General features: G+C 69.6%; 13 protein-coding genes and 1 pseudogene. 7 read left to right on the forward strand and 7 right to left on the reverse strand.

The window, feature by feature from the left end; genetic code table 11:
• Positions 1 to 109: 109 nt before the first annotated feature.
• The 3 genes and pseudogenes from ACW4TU_RS12880 to ACW4TU_RS12890 all read right to left on the reverse strand — a co-directional run bounded on the left by ACW4TU_RS12880 (position 110) and on the right by ACW4TU_RS12890 (position 1376).
• On the reverse strand, positions 110 to 442 hold the full coding sequence (locus ACW4TU_RS12880) for a thioredoxin family protein (RefSeq protein WP_457427702.1): 333 nt from the start codon (positions 440 to 442) through the stop codon (positions 110 to 112).
• A gap of 5 nt (positions 443 to 447) precedes the next feature.
• Positions 448 to 867, reverse strand: coding sequence for a MerR family transcriptional regulator (locus ACW4TU_RS12885; RefSeq protein WP_457430066.1), 420 nt, complete (start codon positions 865 to 867; stop codon positions 448 to 450).
• Positions 868 to 928: 61 nt separating this feature from the next.
• Positions 929 to 1376 (reverse strand): annotated as a pseudogene (locus ACW4TU_RS12890) (Lrp/AsnC family transcriptional regulator).
• 139 nt (positions 1377 to 1515) lie between these two features.
• Between ACW4TU_RS12890 and ACW4TU_RS12895 the strand changes: the two are divergent.
• Both ACW4TU_RS12895 and ACW4TU_RS12900 read left to right on the forward strand, forming a co-directional pair.
• Positions 1516 to 2499, forward strand: coding sequence for an NAD-dependent epimerase/dehydratase family protein (locus tag ACW4TU_RS12895; RefSeq protein ID WP_457427704.1), 984 nt, complete (start codon positions 1516 to 1518; stop codon positions 2497 to 2499).
• Positions 2496 to 2960, forward strand: a complete 465-nt coding sequence (locus ACW4TU_RS12900) for an ASCH domain-containing protein (RefSeq protein WP_457427706.1) — start codon at positions 2496 to 2498, stop codon at positions 2958 to 2960. The genes ACW4TU_RS12895 and ACW4TU_RS12900 overlap by 4 nt, the downstream gene beginning before the upstream one ends.
• Before the next feature lie 19 nt (positions 2961 to 2979).
• Here the strand turns inward: ACW4TU_RS12900 and ACW4TU_RS12905 are convergent, their stop codons facing one another.
• Complete coding sequence (locus tag ACW4TU_RS12905; RefSeq protein WP_457427708.1) at positions 2980 to 3669, reverse strand: maleylpyruvate isomerase family mycothiol-dependent enzyme; 690 nt, start codon at positions 3667 to 3669, stop codon at positions 2980 to 2982.
• Between the two features lie 89 nt (positions 3670 to 3758).
• Between ACW4TU_RS12905 and ACW4TU_RS12910 the strand changes: the two genes are divergently transcribed.
• Positions 3759 to 4214, forward strand: a complete 456-nt coding sequence (locus tag ACW4TU_RS12910) for a MarR family winged helix-turn-helix transcriptional regulator (RefSeq protein ID WP_457427710.1) — start codon at positions 3759 to 3761, stop codon at positions 4212 to 4214.
• 190 nt (positions 4215 to 4404) lie between these two features.
• On the opposite strand, the gene ACW4TU_RS12915 is transcribed toward ACW4TU_RS12910, so the two are convergent.
• A complete protein-coding gene (locus tag ACW4TU_RS12915) occupies positions 4405 to 6186 on the reverse strand; it encodes an MFS transporter (protein WP_457430068.1) in 1782 nt (593 codons plus the stop codon).
• A gap of 154 nt (positions 6187 to 6340) precedes the next feature.
• Between ACW4TU_RS12915 and ACW4TU_RS12920 the strand changes: the two genes are divergently transcribed.
• Complete coding sequence (locus ACW4TU_RS12920) at positions 6341 to 6985, forward strand: TetR/AcrR family transcriptional regulator (RefSeq protein WP_457427712.1); 645 nt, start codon at positions 6341 to 6343, stop codon at positions 6983 to 6985.
• A gap of 443 nt (positions 6986 to 7428) precedes the next feature.
• On the opposite strand, the gene ACW4TU_RS12925 is transcribed toward ACW4TU_RS12920, so the two are convergent.
• The gene (locus ACW4TU_RS12925; RefSeq protein WP_457430069.1) at positions 7429 to 8853 is read right to left on the reverse strand and encodes a cation:dicarboxylate symporter family transporter; all 1425 of its coding nucleotides are present in this window, start codon (positions 8851 to 8853) and stop codon (positions 7429 to 7431) included.
• Between the two features lie 205 nt (positions 8854 to 9058).
• On the opposite strand from ACW4TU_RS12925, the gene ACW4TU_RS12930 reads away from it, so the two are divergent.
• Both ACW4TU_RS12930 and ACW4TU_RS12935 read left to right on the forward strand, forming a co-directional pair.
• Positions 9059 to 10870, forward strand: coding sequence for a sensor histidine kinase (locus tag ACW4TU_RS12930; protein WP_457427714.1), 1812 nt, complete (start codon positions 9059 to 9061; stop codon positions 10868 to 10870).
• The gene (locus ACW4TU_RS12935; protein ID WP_457427716.1) at positions 10867 to 11580 is read left to right on the forward strand and encodes a response regulator; all 714 of its coding nucleotides are present in this window, start codon (positions 10867 to 10869) and stop codon (positions 11578 to 11580) included. Before ACW4TU_RS12930 ends, ACW4TU_RS12935 begins: the two co-directional genes overlap by 4 nt.
• 35 nt (positions 11581 to 11615) lie before the next feature.
• Here the strand turns inward: ACW4TU_RS12935 and ACW4TU_RS12940 are convergent, their stop codons facing one another.
• Complete coding sequence (locus ACW4TU_RS12940) at positions 11616 to 12203, reverse strand: hypothetical protein (protein WP_457427718.1); 588 nt, start codon at positions 12201 to 12203, stop codon at positions 11616 to 11618.
• A gap of 138 nt (positions 12204 to 12341) precedes the next feature.
• Between ACW4TU_RS12940 and ACW4TU_RS12945 the strand changes: the two genes are divergently transcribed.
• On the forward strand, positions 12342 to 13751 hold the full coding sequence (locus tag ACW4TU_RS12945; protein WP_457427720.1) for an extracellular solute-binding protein: 1410 nt from the start codon (positions 12342 to 12344) through the stop codon (positions 13749 to 13751).
• The last annotated feature ends 8 nt before the right edge of the window (positions 13752 to 13759 follow it).

The raw sequence follows: 13759 nt of genomic DNA on the forward strand, positions 1-13759 counted from the left end.
CAGCAAAGTCGCGAACCATTGAATATACGCAAAGAAATCCCCCGAGCGCAATCGCTCGGGGGATTTCTTTCTTCGTCCACGGGCCGGCGGGTCTACGGCTCGGAGTGCGTCAGAGTACGTCGGACAGCTCCTCCAGCAACCGCCTTTTCGGCCGGGCACCCACCATCGACCGCACCGGCTCGCCGCCCCGGAACACCATGAAGGTCGGCATCGACAGGACCCGGTAGGCGTTGGTCGTCAGGGGGTTGGTGTCCACGTCGAGCTGGACCACCTTCAGACGGGCGGACTCCTCCGCCGCGAGGGCGCTCAGGACCGGGGCCATCTGACGGCACGGTGGGCACCAGTCGGCCGTGAACTCCACCAGGACCGGCAGATCCGCCCCGATCACCTCTGCCTCGAAGTCCGCGTCCGTCACCTCGGCCACGCCCGCTGCCTTGATCATCGCGTTCACCCTCCCCACTCGCATGCCGGTTCCGGACCGCCCGGAACCGTCGCCTCGGCCGCCAAGGCGTCACGCGCCCGCTCGGCACGCGTCAGCTGTTCACCGACCTTCGCCCGTACCGACCGCAACTCGCCGATCAGCTCGTCGAGTTCGCCCAGCTTGCGGCGGTAGACGGCCAGTGACGCGGGGCAGGAGTCGCCCTCCGGGTGCCCCGCCCGCAGACAGTCCACGAAGGGCCGCGTCTCCTCCAGGTCGAACCCGAAGTCCTGGAGCGTCCGGATCTGCCGGAGCAGCTTCAGGTCGTCCTCGTCGTAGGCGCGGTAGCCGTTGTCCGTGCGCCGCGCGGGCAGCAGCCCCCGCGACTCGTAGTACCGCAGGGTCCGTGTGGTGGTCCCGGCCCGCGCCGCCAGCTCGCCGATTCGCATGCCGATTCGCATACGTACGAACGTAGTCCTTGACCCCGACGTCAAGGCAAGCTCGGCCGGCTCACCCCGGGGGCAGCAGCGGCTTCCCCTCCTCCGGGGACGACAGGACGATCGACGTCGTCGTCCGGCCCAGCGCCGACGCCTGTTCGAGGACGTCCTCCAGGTGGACGGTGTTCTCCACGGCCACCCTGAGGATCCGGCAGTCCTCGCCGACCACGTGGTGGGCCTCCGTGATCTCGGGACGGGCGAGGAGCTCCAGGGTCCGGGGGTGCTTGAGGGTGTAGCCGCCGTGCGGGTCGGCCCGGATCACGGCCTGGATGCCGTAGTCCAGGCACGAGGGGGCGTCACGGGCGCCGATCCCGTTGACCGCGCCCGCCGACTCCAGCCCGCGTACGCGCTCCGTGACCGCCGCCGGGCCGCCGCCCGCGCCTGCCCAGCTCGCTCGGTTTGATCCGGCCGTCGGTCTGGAGGAGCTCCAGGATCTGGCGGTCCAGCCTGTCGAAGGCCACCGACGTTTCGTTGGCGCCGGCTCGCGACCGCCGTGGTTCTTTCGGTAGACCGGCCGGATGTCCCATGACTCTCCCTTCAGAACTCCACTGTGCGCCAGGAGAATTATGATCACAAGGTCCACAACGGGGAGGGGACGTCATGCGTGACGTATTGGTCATCGGCGGTAATCGCTATTTCGGAAAACGGCTCATCAGCCGGCTCATCGCCGCCGGAGACCGGGTCACCGTTCTCAACCGGGGTACCGCTTCACCGCCCGCCGGGGCAATTCACCTGGTCGCCGACCGGGACGACGAGCCCGCCCTGAATTCCGCTCTCGGCGACCGTGCCTTCGACGTCGTCGTCGACCAGGTCTGCTACACGCCCCAGCAGGCGGCGATCGCCCGGCGCGTCTTCGCCGGCGCCCGTACCCGCCGCTATGTGATGACGTCCACGGTCGAGGTGTACGAGTACGAGGACTCCCTCGTCTACGAGGACACCGTCGTCCCCGTGCGCGAGGACGCCGTCGATGCGCGTACCGTCCCTGTCCGGCTCGAACTCCCGTGGCACAAGCCGGAGTTCCGTGAGACGCACTACGGCGAGGGCAAGCGCCAGGCCGAGGCGGTCTTCGCGGCCGACGACGCCTTCGACATCGATGACGCGGGAGACGCCGGTGATTCCGGCGCCACCGCGGCCGGCGGTACGGGGTTTCCGCACACCGCCGTGCGCGTGGCCCATGTCCTGGGCGGGGACGACGACTTCACCGGCCGGCTCGACCACTACGCCCAGCGCATCCGTACCGGCAGTCCGATCGCCGTACCGACCGAGAACCGGCCCGCGACCTACATCCATGTCGAGGAGATCGCCGACTTCCTGTTCTGGACGGTGGGCGAGAACTTCACCGGGCCGGTCAACGCCGCCTCCCACGGCCTGCTGACCACCGAGGAGTTGTGCGCGGCCGTGGCAGGGCACATCCCGAACGGCCGGACCGTCTTCCAGAACGTCGACGTCGGCAAGGTCTCCCCGTTCTCCTTCTCCCGCTCGTACGCCATGGACAACTCCCGGGCCACCGGGCTCGGGTTCGCCTTCGGCCATGTCCAGGAGTGGCTGCCCCGAGCTGTCGCCGAGACGCTGAGGACCTCATGACGACCCCCGAGCAGCAGCCGCAGCCCGCGAACCCTCCGACGCCCGAGGGGCTTCCCAAGGCCGAGTTCGCCTTTCCCGGCCCGCTGCGCGACCAGCTCGTCGCCGCGATCCTCGACGGTTCGAAGACGTCCACGACCGGGCTCGTCGTCGACTACGAGCACGAGGGTGAGGCTCTGCCGGAGGTCGGGAGCCGCTCGGTGGTCGTCGACTCCGAGGACCGGCCGGTCGGGATCATCGAGGTCACGGGCGTACGGGTCGTTCCGCTGGCCGAGGTGGATCTCGCGCACGCGCTCGACGAGGGCGAGGGCTACCCCGACGTGGCCGCGTGGCGGGCCGGTCACGAGCGGTTCTGGCACAGCGCGGGGATGCGGGCGGCGCTGGGGGACCCGGGGTTCACCGTGGACGACGCGACCCCGGCGGTACTGGAACGGTTCCGCCTCGTGGCCGACCTCAGGCTCTGAGATCCTCGCCCCGCCGCCCCTACCCGTCGGGGGCTGCGCCCCCGGACCCCCGCTTCGGCCCTGAACGGGCCTCGTCCTCGAACTCCCCCAGAGGGGGACCCCCAGACGGGCTGAAGGGGGCCTGCCCCCGCCCCGTAAGCAGAAGCAGCAGCTCCGAGATCGGGCCGCTGATCTCCCTGCCCTTCTCGCCCCGGGTCCACTCGATGTCCGTGGCGACCAGCCGCGCGTCCGGCAACGGCCACGGGCGCGGCGGAAACCGCATCGTCCACACCCGGTCTGCCGCATCTCGTGCCGCCGCCGGAGGCATTACGCGCTCCCTGCCCAGCGCGCGTGCGATGTCCTGGCCGTGGACGAGGATGTCGATCAGGGGTTCGCGGCGGGTCGTGCCGGGCGCCAGCCGACGGGAACCGATCGTCGCGCGCAGGTTGGCGACGATCTCCTCGACCGGCAGCCGCGCCTCCTGGACCGCCGTGTCGTGGATCATCCGGTCGACGTTCCCCCGGGCGCGGACGAATTCCCGTGCCACCGTTCCGTACGACAGGCGTGCCGCGATGGTCAGATGCGCGGCCACATCCCGTACCCGCCAGTCGCCGCACTGGGTGGGCCGCTTCCACTCCGCAGCGTTCAGCCCTGCCAGCAGCTCCGCCAGGCTCGCCCGCTCGGCATCGACCACCTGCCAGCGTTCGTCCGTCTCCAGCACGACACCCATGGGGATCACCGCCGACTCAAGTGGTAAGCTTCTCTGACCAAATTAGTCAGCGTCACTGACTGAAGTCAAGTCGGAGGGAAGTGTCGACCATGGCCGCCTCGCCCGCCTCGCCCGAGAGTGAGCTCAGTACCGGGCTGCTCCTCTTCCTCCCGTACCGGGCCCTGGAGAACCGCATCTTCGCCGTGCTCGCCGAGTCCGGTTTCGACGACTTCACGCCCGCCCAGGCCCGTGTGCTCCAGCGTGTCGGCCCGGACGGCACCCGGCTCACCGAACTCGCCGAGCAGGCCCAGATCACCAAGCAGACCGCGGGATTCCTGGTCGACCAGCTGGAGAAGGCCGGCTATGTGACACGGGAGCCGGACCCGTCCGACAGACGGGCCCGGCTGGTGTGTCTCGCGGAGCGGGCGCGGGCCGCGCAGCCCGTCGCCGCGAGGGTGGTGGCCGAGGTGGAGGCGGAGTGGGAGGCCCATATCGGCAAGCGCCGGATGACTCAACTCCGCGAGGCACTCACGCTGTTGAGGGAGATCACCGACCCGTACGCGTGAGCTCGGACGAGGATGACGAGATGGCGTCCCGCCGAAGGGTGTAGCCGATCAGCAGGCCGGAACTCGCAGGTCACGTCGGGTAGTTCGACCGGTTGGGGGCACTCCCGGCGCCCGACCGGGCCGCTTCGCGTACCGCGGCCGGCGGAGAGATCTTCGCGAGCCGGGTACCGGACGGTGAGCCCATGATCGCTTACACCACCGCGCGGGACGTGACCGAGGACGACTCGGACGTCTCAGACGCCTCGGATGCCTCGGACGTCTCGGCGGACCCGGCGGACCCGGCGGACCCGGCGGACTCGGCGGGTACGTCCGCTTCAGGCTCCGTGTCCTCCGTACGACCGCCTTCGCTCCCCTTCCCCGGCAGCAGGACGGCGACCAGTACCGTCCCCACTCCCAGGATCACCGCCCCGATCAGGCTGGTGTGGGCCACCGCGTCCGAGAAGGACGAGCCGACCGCGTCCGCCATCTGCCGTGCCCCCTGGGCGAGTTGAGTCGCCTGCGCCTTCAACTCCGCCGCCTGCTCGGCCTTCCCCGCGCTCGCCGCCCGCGACGCCTGCGCCCCGAGCTGCTGGGCCTGTGCGCCGATCGTCTGGGCCACCTGGTAGCCCGCGCCGACCGAGTCCTGGGCCGAACTCAGCGCGCCCGCCGGCAGCTTGCTGCCGTTCGTCGCGCCGGTGAGGTGGGAGGCGTACGACGTGGAGAGCAGTGAGCCGAGGATCGCGATGCCGAGTGAGCCGCCCAGTTCCAGCGAGGTGTCGTTCACCGCGCCGCCGACGCCCAGTTCGGCCTCGGGGAACGCCCCCATGATCGCGTCGGTGCACGGGGAGAGCGCGAGGCCGATCGCGAGGCCGAGGACGACGAGAGGGGCGACGAAGGTCCCGTACGACGAACCGGAGTCCACCTGCGAGAGCAGCGCGAGGGCCGTTGTACCGCCGACCATGCCCGCCGTGACCGTGACCTTCATGCCGACACGCGGGGTGAAGTAGCCGGTGAGGCCCGAGCCGACGAAGACCGCGCCGGCCAGCGGCAGCATGCGCAGGCCGGTGTCCAGGGCGTCGTAGCCGAGCACGAACTGGAGGTGCTGGGTGAGGTAGTAGAACGCGCCGAAGACAGCGAGGAAGAACAGGGCGACCGCGAGGTTCGAGCCCGCGAACCGGCGCTGCGTGAAGCGGCGTACGTCGAGGACCGGGCGCGGGTGGCGCAGCTCCCACCCGACGAAGAGGACGAGGCCCAGGCCTGCCGCGACCGCCGCCGTGATCGCCTTGACGCCCCAGCCGAAGTGCGGCCCCTCGATGATCATGTAGACCAGCGCACCGATCCACACCACGGACAGCAGCCCGCCGACGTAGTCGATCCGGTCGTGGTGGCCCGCCTTGGACGGCGGTACGAGGACGAGGGCGCCGATGATCGCGAGCGCGGCGATCGGCACGTTGATCAGGAACGTCGAGGCCCAGCCGTGGCTCTCCAGAAGTGCGCCCGCGACCAGCGGGCCGGCCGCGATGGCGAGGCCTGCGGTGGCGGTCCACAGGGTGATCGCCTTGGCGCGTTCGGCGCGTGGGAAGGTCGCGGCGAGGAGCGAGAGCGTCGCGGGCATGATCAGCGCCGCACCCACGCCCATGACGGCACGAGCCGCGATGACCCCGGCGGCCGAGCCGACCAGCGAGCCCGCGACCGACCCGGCACCGAAGACGACCAGGCCGAGGACGAGCGCCCCGCGCCGGCTGTACTTGTCGCCGATCGCACCGAGCAGCAGCATCAGAGCCGCGTACGGGACGGTGTAGCCGTCTATGACCCACTGGAGGTCCGCGCTGGACAGGCCCAGGTCCTGGGTCATGTCGGGGGCGGCGACGGTGAGGGCGGTGTTCGCCATCACGATGATCAGCAGGCTCAGACAGAGCACGAGGAGCGCCCACCAGCGCCGGGCGTAGGGGTGGGTCATCCCCTCGACTGGTTCCGTCCTGACGAATCGCATGGCCACGGGGTCGCCTTCCTTACTGGCTGGTGATCACTGGCTGATGGTTGATGGCTGACGGTTGATCATTTTGCACAGTGGCGTGCAGTTGCACAATAATGTGCAACATACCCCGATGCACAGTGGTGTGCAAATAGAAGGAAGGGAAGGCACAATGTCAGCCATGACCACGGGTACCACCAGCCGCGCCGACGTGAATCGCCGCCGCATACTCGACGTCGCGCTCGCCGAGCTGTTGCGCGACCCCGACGCCACGATGGACCAGATCGCGCGCGCCGCGGGTGTCGTACGACGAACGGTGTACGGGCATTTCCCCAACCGGGAGGCGCTGATCAGCACGCTGCTCGACGGCGCCGTCGAGGCGGTGGCCGCCGCGCACGCCGAGGGGATCGCGGGCGCCGCCGAGGATCCGGCGGAGTGCGTCGCCCGGTCCACGCTCGCGGTCTGGCGGGTCGCCGACCGCTACCGCATCCTCGTGGGGCTCGCCCAGCGCAGCGTTACCGTGCAGGGCATCCGTGACCGGTTCACCCCGGTCCGCGAGGCGTGTATCGAGGTGCTCCGGCGGGGCCTGGAGGAGGGCATGTTCACCTCACCCCTGCCCGCGCCGGCACTGGCGTACGTGCACGAGCAGATGCTGTTCGCGCTGATGGAGGCGGTGAACGACGGGCTCCTGGCAGCGGAGGAAGCGGGTCCCTCCGCCGCGGTCACCCTGCTGACCACGGCGGGCGTGTCCGGCTCCCGGGCCACCGCGCTGGTGGCCGAGTTGAGCGATGTGTCGGCTGAGCGACGCGTCGGCTGAGCGCCGTACGGGCGGACTGTCGTACGGGCGGACTGTCGGGCCGGTGAACTGTCGTACCGGGCATGGAAATAGCCGAGCGGCCAGGCTTCGGGGGAATGCCTGGCCGCTCGGCGTTTTTCGAGGTCCTGGGGCTACGGCGGACCTGCCGGGGCGCCCAGGCCGGGTGGCCGGACTACCGGGGAGTGTCCGGGCCGCCCGGGGTTTTGGGGGATCCGACTGTTGTTCCGGCCCGCCGGGGGTCCTGTGCCCGGGCGGCTGAGGGACGGGGGAGCACCTCAGCCGCCCGGAGTCGGCGGGTTCGGGCCGGATCGCACTGAACGCGCTTGACCGGACTGAACTGGACGGACCGCACGGGACCGGACGGGACCGGACCGGACCGCGCGGGACCGGACCGGGACCGCGCGAGACCGGACCGGGGGTCAGGCCTTGGATCAGGCCTTGGATCAGGCCTTGGCGAGTTCCTTCTCGCCGCCCTGCTCGGGGACGTCCGCGGCATCGGATTCCGGGTGGAAGCCGTCGTTCTCGTCGATGAGCGTCTTCTCGTCGAACGGGTGCCGGCCGGCGAGGACCTCCGCGACGCGCTCCTTGTCGATCTCGTTGGTCCAGGTGCCGATCAGGACCGTGGCGACCGCGTTGCCCGCGAAGTTCGTGAGGGCGCGGGCCTCGCTCATGAAGCGGTCGATGCCGACGATCAGGCCGAGGCCGTCCACCAGGGCGGGCTTGTGCGAGGAGAGACCGCCGGCCAGGGTCGCGAGACCGGCGCCGGTGACACCCGCCGCGCCCTTCGAGGCGACGAGCAGGAAGAGCAGCAGCGGGATCTGCTCGCTGACCGACATCGGCGTACCCATGGCGTCGGCGATGAACAGGGACGCCATGGTCATGTAGATCATGGTGCCGTCGAGGTTGAACGAGTAGCCGGTCGGGACGGTGATGCCGACCACGGGCTTGCTGACGCCCAGGTGTTCCATCTTCGCGATGAGGCGCGGCAGCGCGGACTCGGAGGAGGAGGTCGAGAGGATCAGCAGGAACTCACGGCCCAGGTACTTGAAGAGCGAGAAGACGTTGAGGCCCGTGAAGATCTTCAGCAGCGCGCCGAGCACCACGAAGACGAAGAGGAAACAGGTGAGGTAGAAGGAGAGCATCAGGATGGCGAGCTGCTTGAGCGCGTCGACCCCGGCGGACCCCGTCACCGCGGCCATGGCACCGAACGCACCGACGGGCGCGGCCCACATCACCATGCCGAGGATGCGGAAGACCAGGCGCTGGATGTGCTCCACACCGCGCATGATCGGCTGGCCGGCCGAGCCCATGGCCTGCAGGGCGAACCCGGCGAGGAGGGCGACGAGCAGCGTCTGGAGGACCTCGCCGCCGGTGAAGGCGGAGACGAACGTCAACGGGATGATCCCGAGCAGGAACTCCGTGGTGTCCTTGGCCTCGGCCACGACCTGCGCCTGGCCGGTCTCCTTGACGGCGTCGGTCAGCGCGAGGCCGGTGCCCGGCTCGATGATGTTGCCGACGACCAGGCCGATGCCCAGCGCGACGAACGACATGAGCACGAAGTAGCCGAGCGCGATACCGCCGACCTTGCCGACCTTCGCGGCCTTCCGTACCGAACCGATTCCGAGCACGATCGTGCAGAAGATGATCGGCGAGATCATCATCTTGATCAGGTTCACGAAGCCGGTACCGATCGGCTTCAGCTCGACCGCGAAGTCCGGGGCGATCAGGCCCACGGCGATACCGGCTGCCACCGCGGCGATGACCGCGATGTAGAGGTAGTGGGTACCGTCCCGCTTGGCGGCGGGTGCGGCAGGTGCCGTTGAGGATGAGGTGGCCACGGCTGCCCTCCTTGACGTCGTCGTCGGCATCACCGGCGTGCGGCTCACGTCCGGGGGATGGGGAGAAAGTTGTGCTGGGGATGCGATGGTGCTTCGGGGTCGCGGGCGGCGACCGAAAACAGGCCAAGGCCCGTGAATCGCGTCCCTGCGATGCCGTGACTATCCCTCGGCCTGTGAGGGCGGTCACCCTTCCGTTCATTTAGTTCACACTTATAAGGAGAGGCAGACTGACCCCATGCGCTTTCCCCGCGTCCCCGGACCCCGCAGTCTGGCCGCCCAGCTGTTCGCGATGCAGGCCGTGCTGATCGCGGTCGTGGTGGCTGGATGTGCGCTGTTCACCTACCTCAGCGACCGCAGTCAGGCCGAGGACGCGGCGGGCCGCCAGGCGATGGCCGTCGCCCGTTCCGTCGCGGACGCCCCCTCGGTGCGAGAGGCGATCCTCACCGCTCCCGAGCCGACGACGCTGCTCCAGCCGTACGCCCTCCAGGTGCAGCACCACACGGACGTCGACTTCATCACGATCATGAACCCCGAGGGCATCCGCTGGACCCATCCCGACAAGGCGCAGATCGGGCAGCGTTTCCTCGGGCACCGGGAGCGCGCGCTGCGCGGCGAGTCGTTCACTGAGGTCTTCTCCGGCACGCTCGGCCCGTCCGTACGCGCGGTCACCCCGATCCGCGCCGGCGGTGCCGACAGCGAGATCATCGGGCTGGTCAGCGCGGGTATCCGGGTCGAGGAGATCACCGCCCGGGTCCAGGACCAGGTCACGGCACTGTTCGGGGTCGCGGCGGGCGCGCTGGCGCTGGGCGCGATCGGCACGTACGTCATCAACGCGCGCCTGCGCCGCCACACGCACGGGATGAACGCGGCCGAGCTGAGCCGTATGCACGACTACCACCAGGCCGCCCTGCACGCCGTACGCGAGGGGCTGCTGATGCTGGACGGGCAGTACAAGGTGGCGCTGATGAACGACGGCGGGCGTGAGCTGCTGGGCGTCCTTGACGAGGGCGAGAGCGAGAGTAACGGCGAGGGCAGGGACAAGGGTGAGGTCGTCGGCCGGTCCGTGGCCGAGCTGGGGCTGCCGGCGCCGCTGACGGGTGCGCTGCTGTCGGCCGAGCCTCGCGTCGACGAGGTGCATCTGACCGCCGACCGGGTTCTGGTCGTCAACACCTCCCCGGTGTCGAGCGGTGAGCGCCGGGGCACGGTCGTCACCTTGCGCGATGTGACGGAACTCCAGTCCCTGATGGGCGAGTTGGACTCCGAGCGCGGCTTCACGCAGGCGCTGCGCTCGCAGGCGCACGAGGCGGCGAACCGCCTCCACACCGTCGTCTCCCTGATCGAGCTGGGCCGGGCGGCGGAGGCCGTGGACTTCGCGACGGCCGAACTGGAACTGGCCCAGGCGCTCACCGACCAGGTCGTCGCGGCGGTCAGCGAACCGGTGCTGGCCGCCCTGCTGCTCGGCAAGACGGCTCAGGCGAACGAGCGGGGCGTGGAGCTGGTCGTCTCGGAGGACAGCAGCCTCGACGACGGCCTCCTCCCCGACACGCTCCCCGCCCGCGACCTGGTCACCATCCTGGGGAACCTCATCGACAACGCGGTGGACGCGGCCCAGGGAAGCGTGGAGGGCGGCATGGGCGCGTCCCGGGTGACGGTGACGGCCCTGACGGAGGACTCCCTGCTGGTGCTGCGGGTGTCGGACACGGGCGCCGGCGTCGACCCGGCCCACGCGGAGGCGGTGTTCCAGCGGGGCTTCACGACGAAGCCGGCGGGACCGGGCGGTCGGGGCCTCGGCCTGGCACTCGTACGGCAGGCGGTGGCGCGGCACGACGGGACGCTGACGGTGGCCGAGGCGGCGTGCGGCGGGGCGGAGTTCGAGGTACGGCTGCCGTTGCCCAAGGTTGCGGCGCCCGTGGTGGTTCCGGCAACGAACGCTTCGGGGCCTCACACTCCCGTCAGGTCCACCACTACCAGGTCAGCTGCTGATACCGCTGAGATCGCTGAGCCCGCCGAGCACACTGAGCCCGCCTTGCCAGGAGGCGACGTATGACCGACCCGAGAGACACGATGCGCAGGGACACGACGACCGACCCCATCCGCGTTCTCGTCGTGGAGGACGACCCGGTCGCCGCCGACGCACACGTCATGTACGTGGGCCGGGTGCCCGGGTTCACGGCCGTGGGCAAGGCGCACACGGGCGCGGAGGCGCGGCGCGCGCTGGACCGTACGCCCGTCGACCTGCTCCTTCTCGACTTCCATCTCCCGGACGGACACGGGCTCCAGCTGGCCCGCTCGCTGCGGGCGGCCGGCTACCACGCGGACGTGATAGCGGTGACGTCGGCGCGGGACCTGGCGGTGGTCCGGGAGGGGGTCTCGCTGGGGGTCGTGCAGTACGTCCTGAAGCCGTTCACCTTCGCGACCCTCCGGGACCGTCTGGTGCGGTACGCCGAGTACCACGCGTCGGCGGGCGAGGCGAGCGGCCAGGACGAGGTCGACCGCGCGCTGGCCACCCTGCGCGCACCGGGCCCCGCCGCCCTCCCCAAGGGCCTCAGCGCTCCCACCCTGGAACGGGTCACGGTGACCCTGCGGGCCAGCACCGAGGGGCTCACCGCGGCCGGGGTCGCCGAGGAGGTCGGCATCTCGCGCATCACGGCCCGGCGCTACCTGGAACACCTGGTGGACGCGGGCCGGGCGGCGCGGAGTCCGCAGTACGGGCAGGTGGGGCGGCCGGAGTTGCAGTACCGGTGGGTGAAGGGCTAGCGGGCGAAGGGACGTTGAGCGGGTTGGATTGCGTTTCACCTCATCGGCCGTGCGTAGGCGATGACTTGGGAGGCGAGTCCGACAACGCTGATTGCCTCGACGCCGGAGAGCACGAGCAGACCGGGGCTGCCCTGACCTCCCGCCCAGTAGACGCCGAGACCGGCGAGCGGGACGAGACAGAAGGCCAGCAGATCGATGACGCACTGAACGACCTTGCGGGAACGCCGACGCAGGTTGGCGCGGTGGACCCGCTCCCAGCCGAAAACTCCCTCGCCCTGGGCAGGTTGGGTGAGCTGTGCGAGTTGGGCGAGACGTGGCCCCAACTCGTCCCTCACATACGTCCCGATCGCGGAGATCTTCTCGTCGTTGACGAGGTAGGTCCAGCCGAGGACCACGCACACCGGCGGCAGGGCGAGCACGATGGCGGGCTGCTTGGCCTGCACGGCAGCCGCGATGACGGCGGCGACGACGGTGAGGGTGACGTAGAGGAGGTTGTCGCGGAATCCGATACGGGTCTTCTGCTCTTCCTTGAGGACCGAGTACTCGGTGAGCAGGAGCTGCCCGAGGTCGACACCTGTCCCCGGCGATTCAGGTGATTCCGGTGGTTCAGGTGACTCCGGCACGGTTCTTCCTTCCGATGTCTGTTGTGTTGAGTATCTGCTGAGCGAATGGTCGCCGGTCACTGCAGGGTCATTGACCTGACTAGACCACTCCTCTTACGTTCGCCGGGCAGCCGTACAGGCTCAAGCCCGTAGGAGGTCGTGCTCGTGCGCCCCACCGCCGCCCGCCCAACTGCCCCATTCCCCCTGCTCGTTGCCGCCACCCTCACCATCGCCGCCGGTTCACTGACGGCGTGCGGCGGCGGCTCCGGGAGTGATCCGGACACCGTGAAGATCTCCTTCAAACAGTCGACCGACAACTCCGTCAAGGTGATGGACACCTACCTCGCGGACGTCAGGAAACAGTTCGAGAAGGCCAACCCGGGCAAGAAGGTCGAGTTGGTCCCGATCAAGGCCCCGGACTCGGAGTACTACACCAAGGTCCAGCAGATGCTCCGCTCCCCCAAGACGGCCCCAGACCTGGTGTACGAGGACACGTTCCTCATCAACTCGGACATCACCAGCGGGTACTTGAAGCCGCTGGACGCCTACCTCGCCAAGTGGCCGGACTGGAACCAGTTCATCGACACGGCGAAGACGGCGGCCGAGGCCGAGGACGGCAAGACGTACGGCGTCCCGGACGGCACGGACACGCGGGGGTTGTGGTTCGACAAGGGCATCTTCAAGAAGGCGGGCCTGTCGGCCGATTGGCAGCCGAAGACATGGGAGGAGGTGTTGTCCGCGGCCCGCACGATCAAGGAGAAGGTGCCGGACGTCACGCCTCTGAACGTCTACACAGGCAAGGCGGCGGGCGAGGCGGCCACGATGCAGGGCTTCGAGATGCTGCTGTACGGAACGGGGGGTGCGGGAGCGACGGCCGCGAGTGACCCCTTGTACGACGGTTCGTCGAAGAAGTGGATCGCGGGAAGCCAGGCCTTCAAGGACGCCCTGACGTTCGTCGAAACGGTCTACGAGGAGAAGCTGGGCCCGGACGTGTCGGACGCGCTGGACCCGAACGTCGCGACCCGCGTCCGCGGCGAGTGGCTCCCCCAGGGCAAGTTGGGCATCAACCTCGACGGCTCCTGGCTCCCCCAGGACTGGCTGCCGGGCAGCGGTCACGAATGGACGGAGTGGTCGACGAAGCTGGGCCTGGCGGCGATGCCGACCCAGAACGGCCAGGCGCCGGGCAAGGTGAGCATGTCGGGCGGCTGGACGTGGGCGATCCCGGCGAAGGCCGGCAACCCCGACCTGGCCTTCGAGTTCATCAAGACGATGCAGACGAAGGCGAACGCCCAGAAGTGGTACATCGCCAACTCGGGCATCGCGGTCCGCAAAGACGTGGCGGCAGACCCGGCATACGTGGACGCCCAGCCCGGCATCAAGTTCTTCACGGACCTGGTCGCGAGCACGCACTACCGCCCGGCGTATCCGGCGTACCCGAAGGTCTCGACGGCCATCCAGGAGGCGATGGAGGGCGTGACGACGGGCGACGCGTCGGTGGAGGAGGCGGCGAGCGCGTACGACGAGGCACTGAAGTCGGCGACGAACAACCAGGTCGTAGAGAAACGGTGAGCGTGACC

It is taken from the genome of Streptomyces kryoterrae (genome assembly GCF_054072135.1).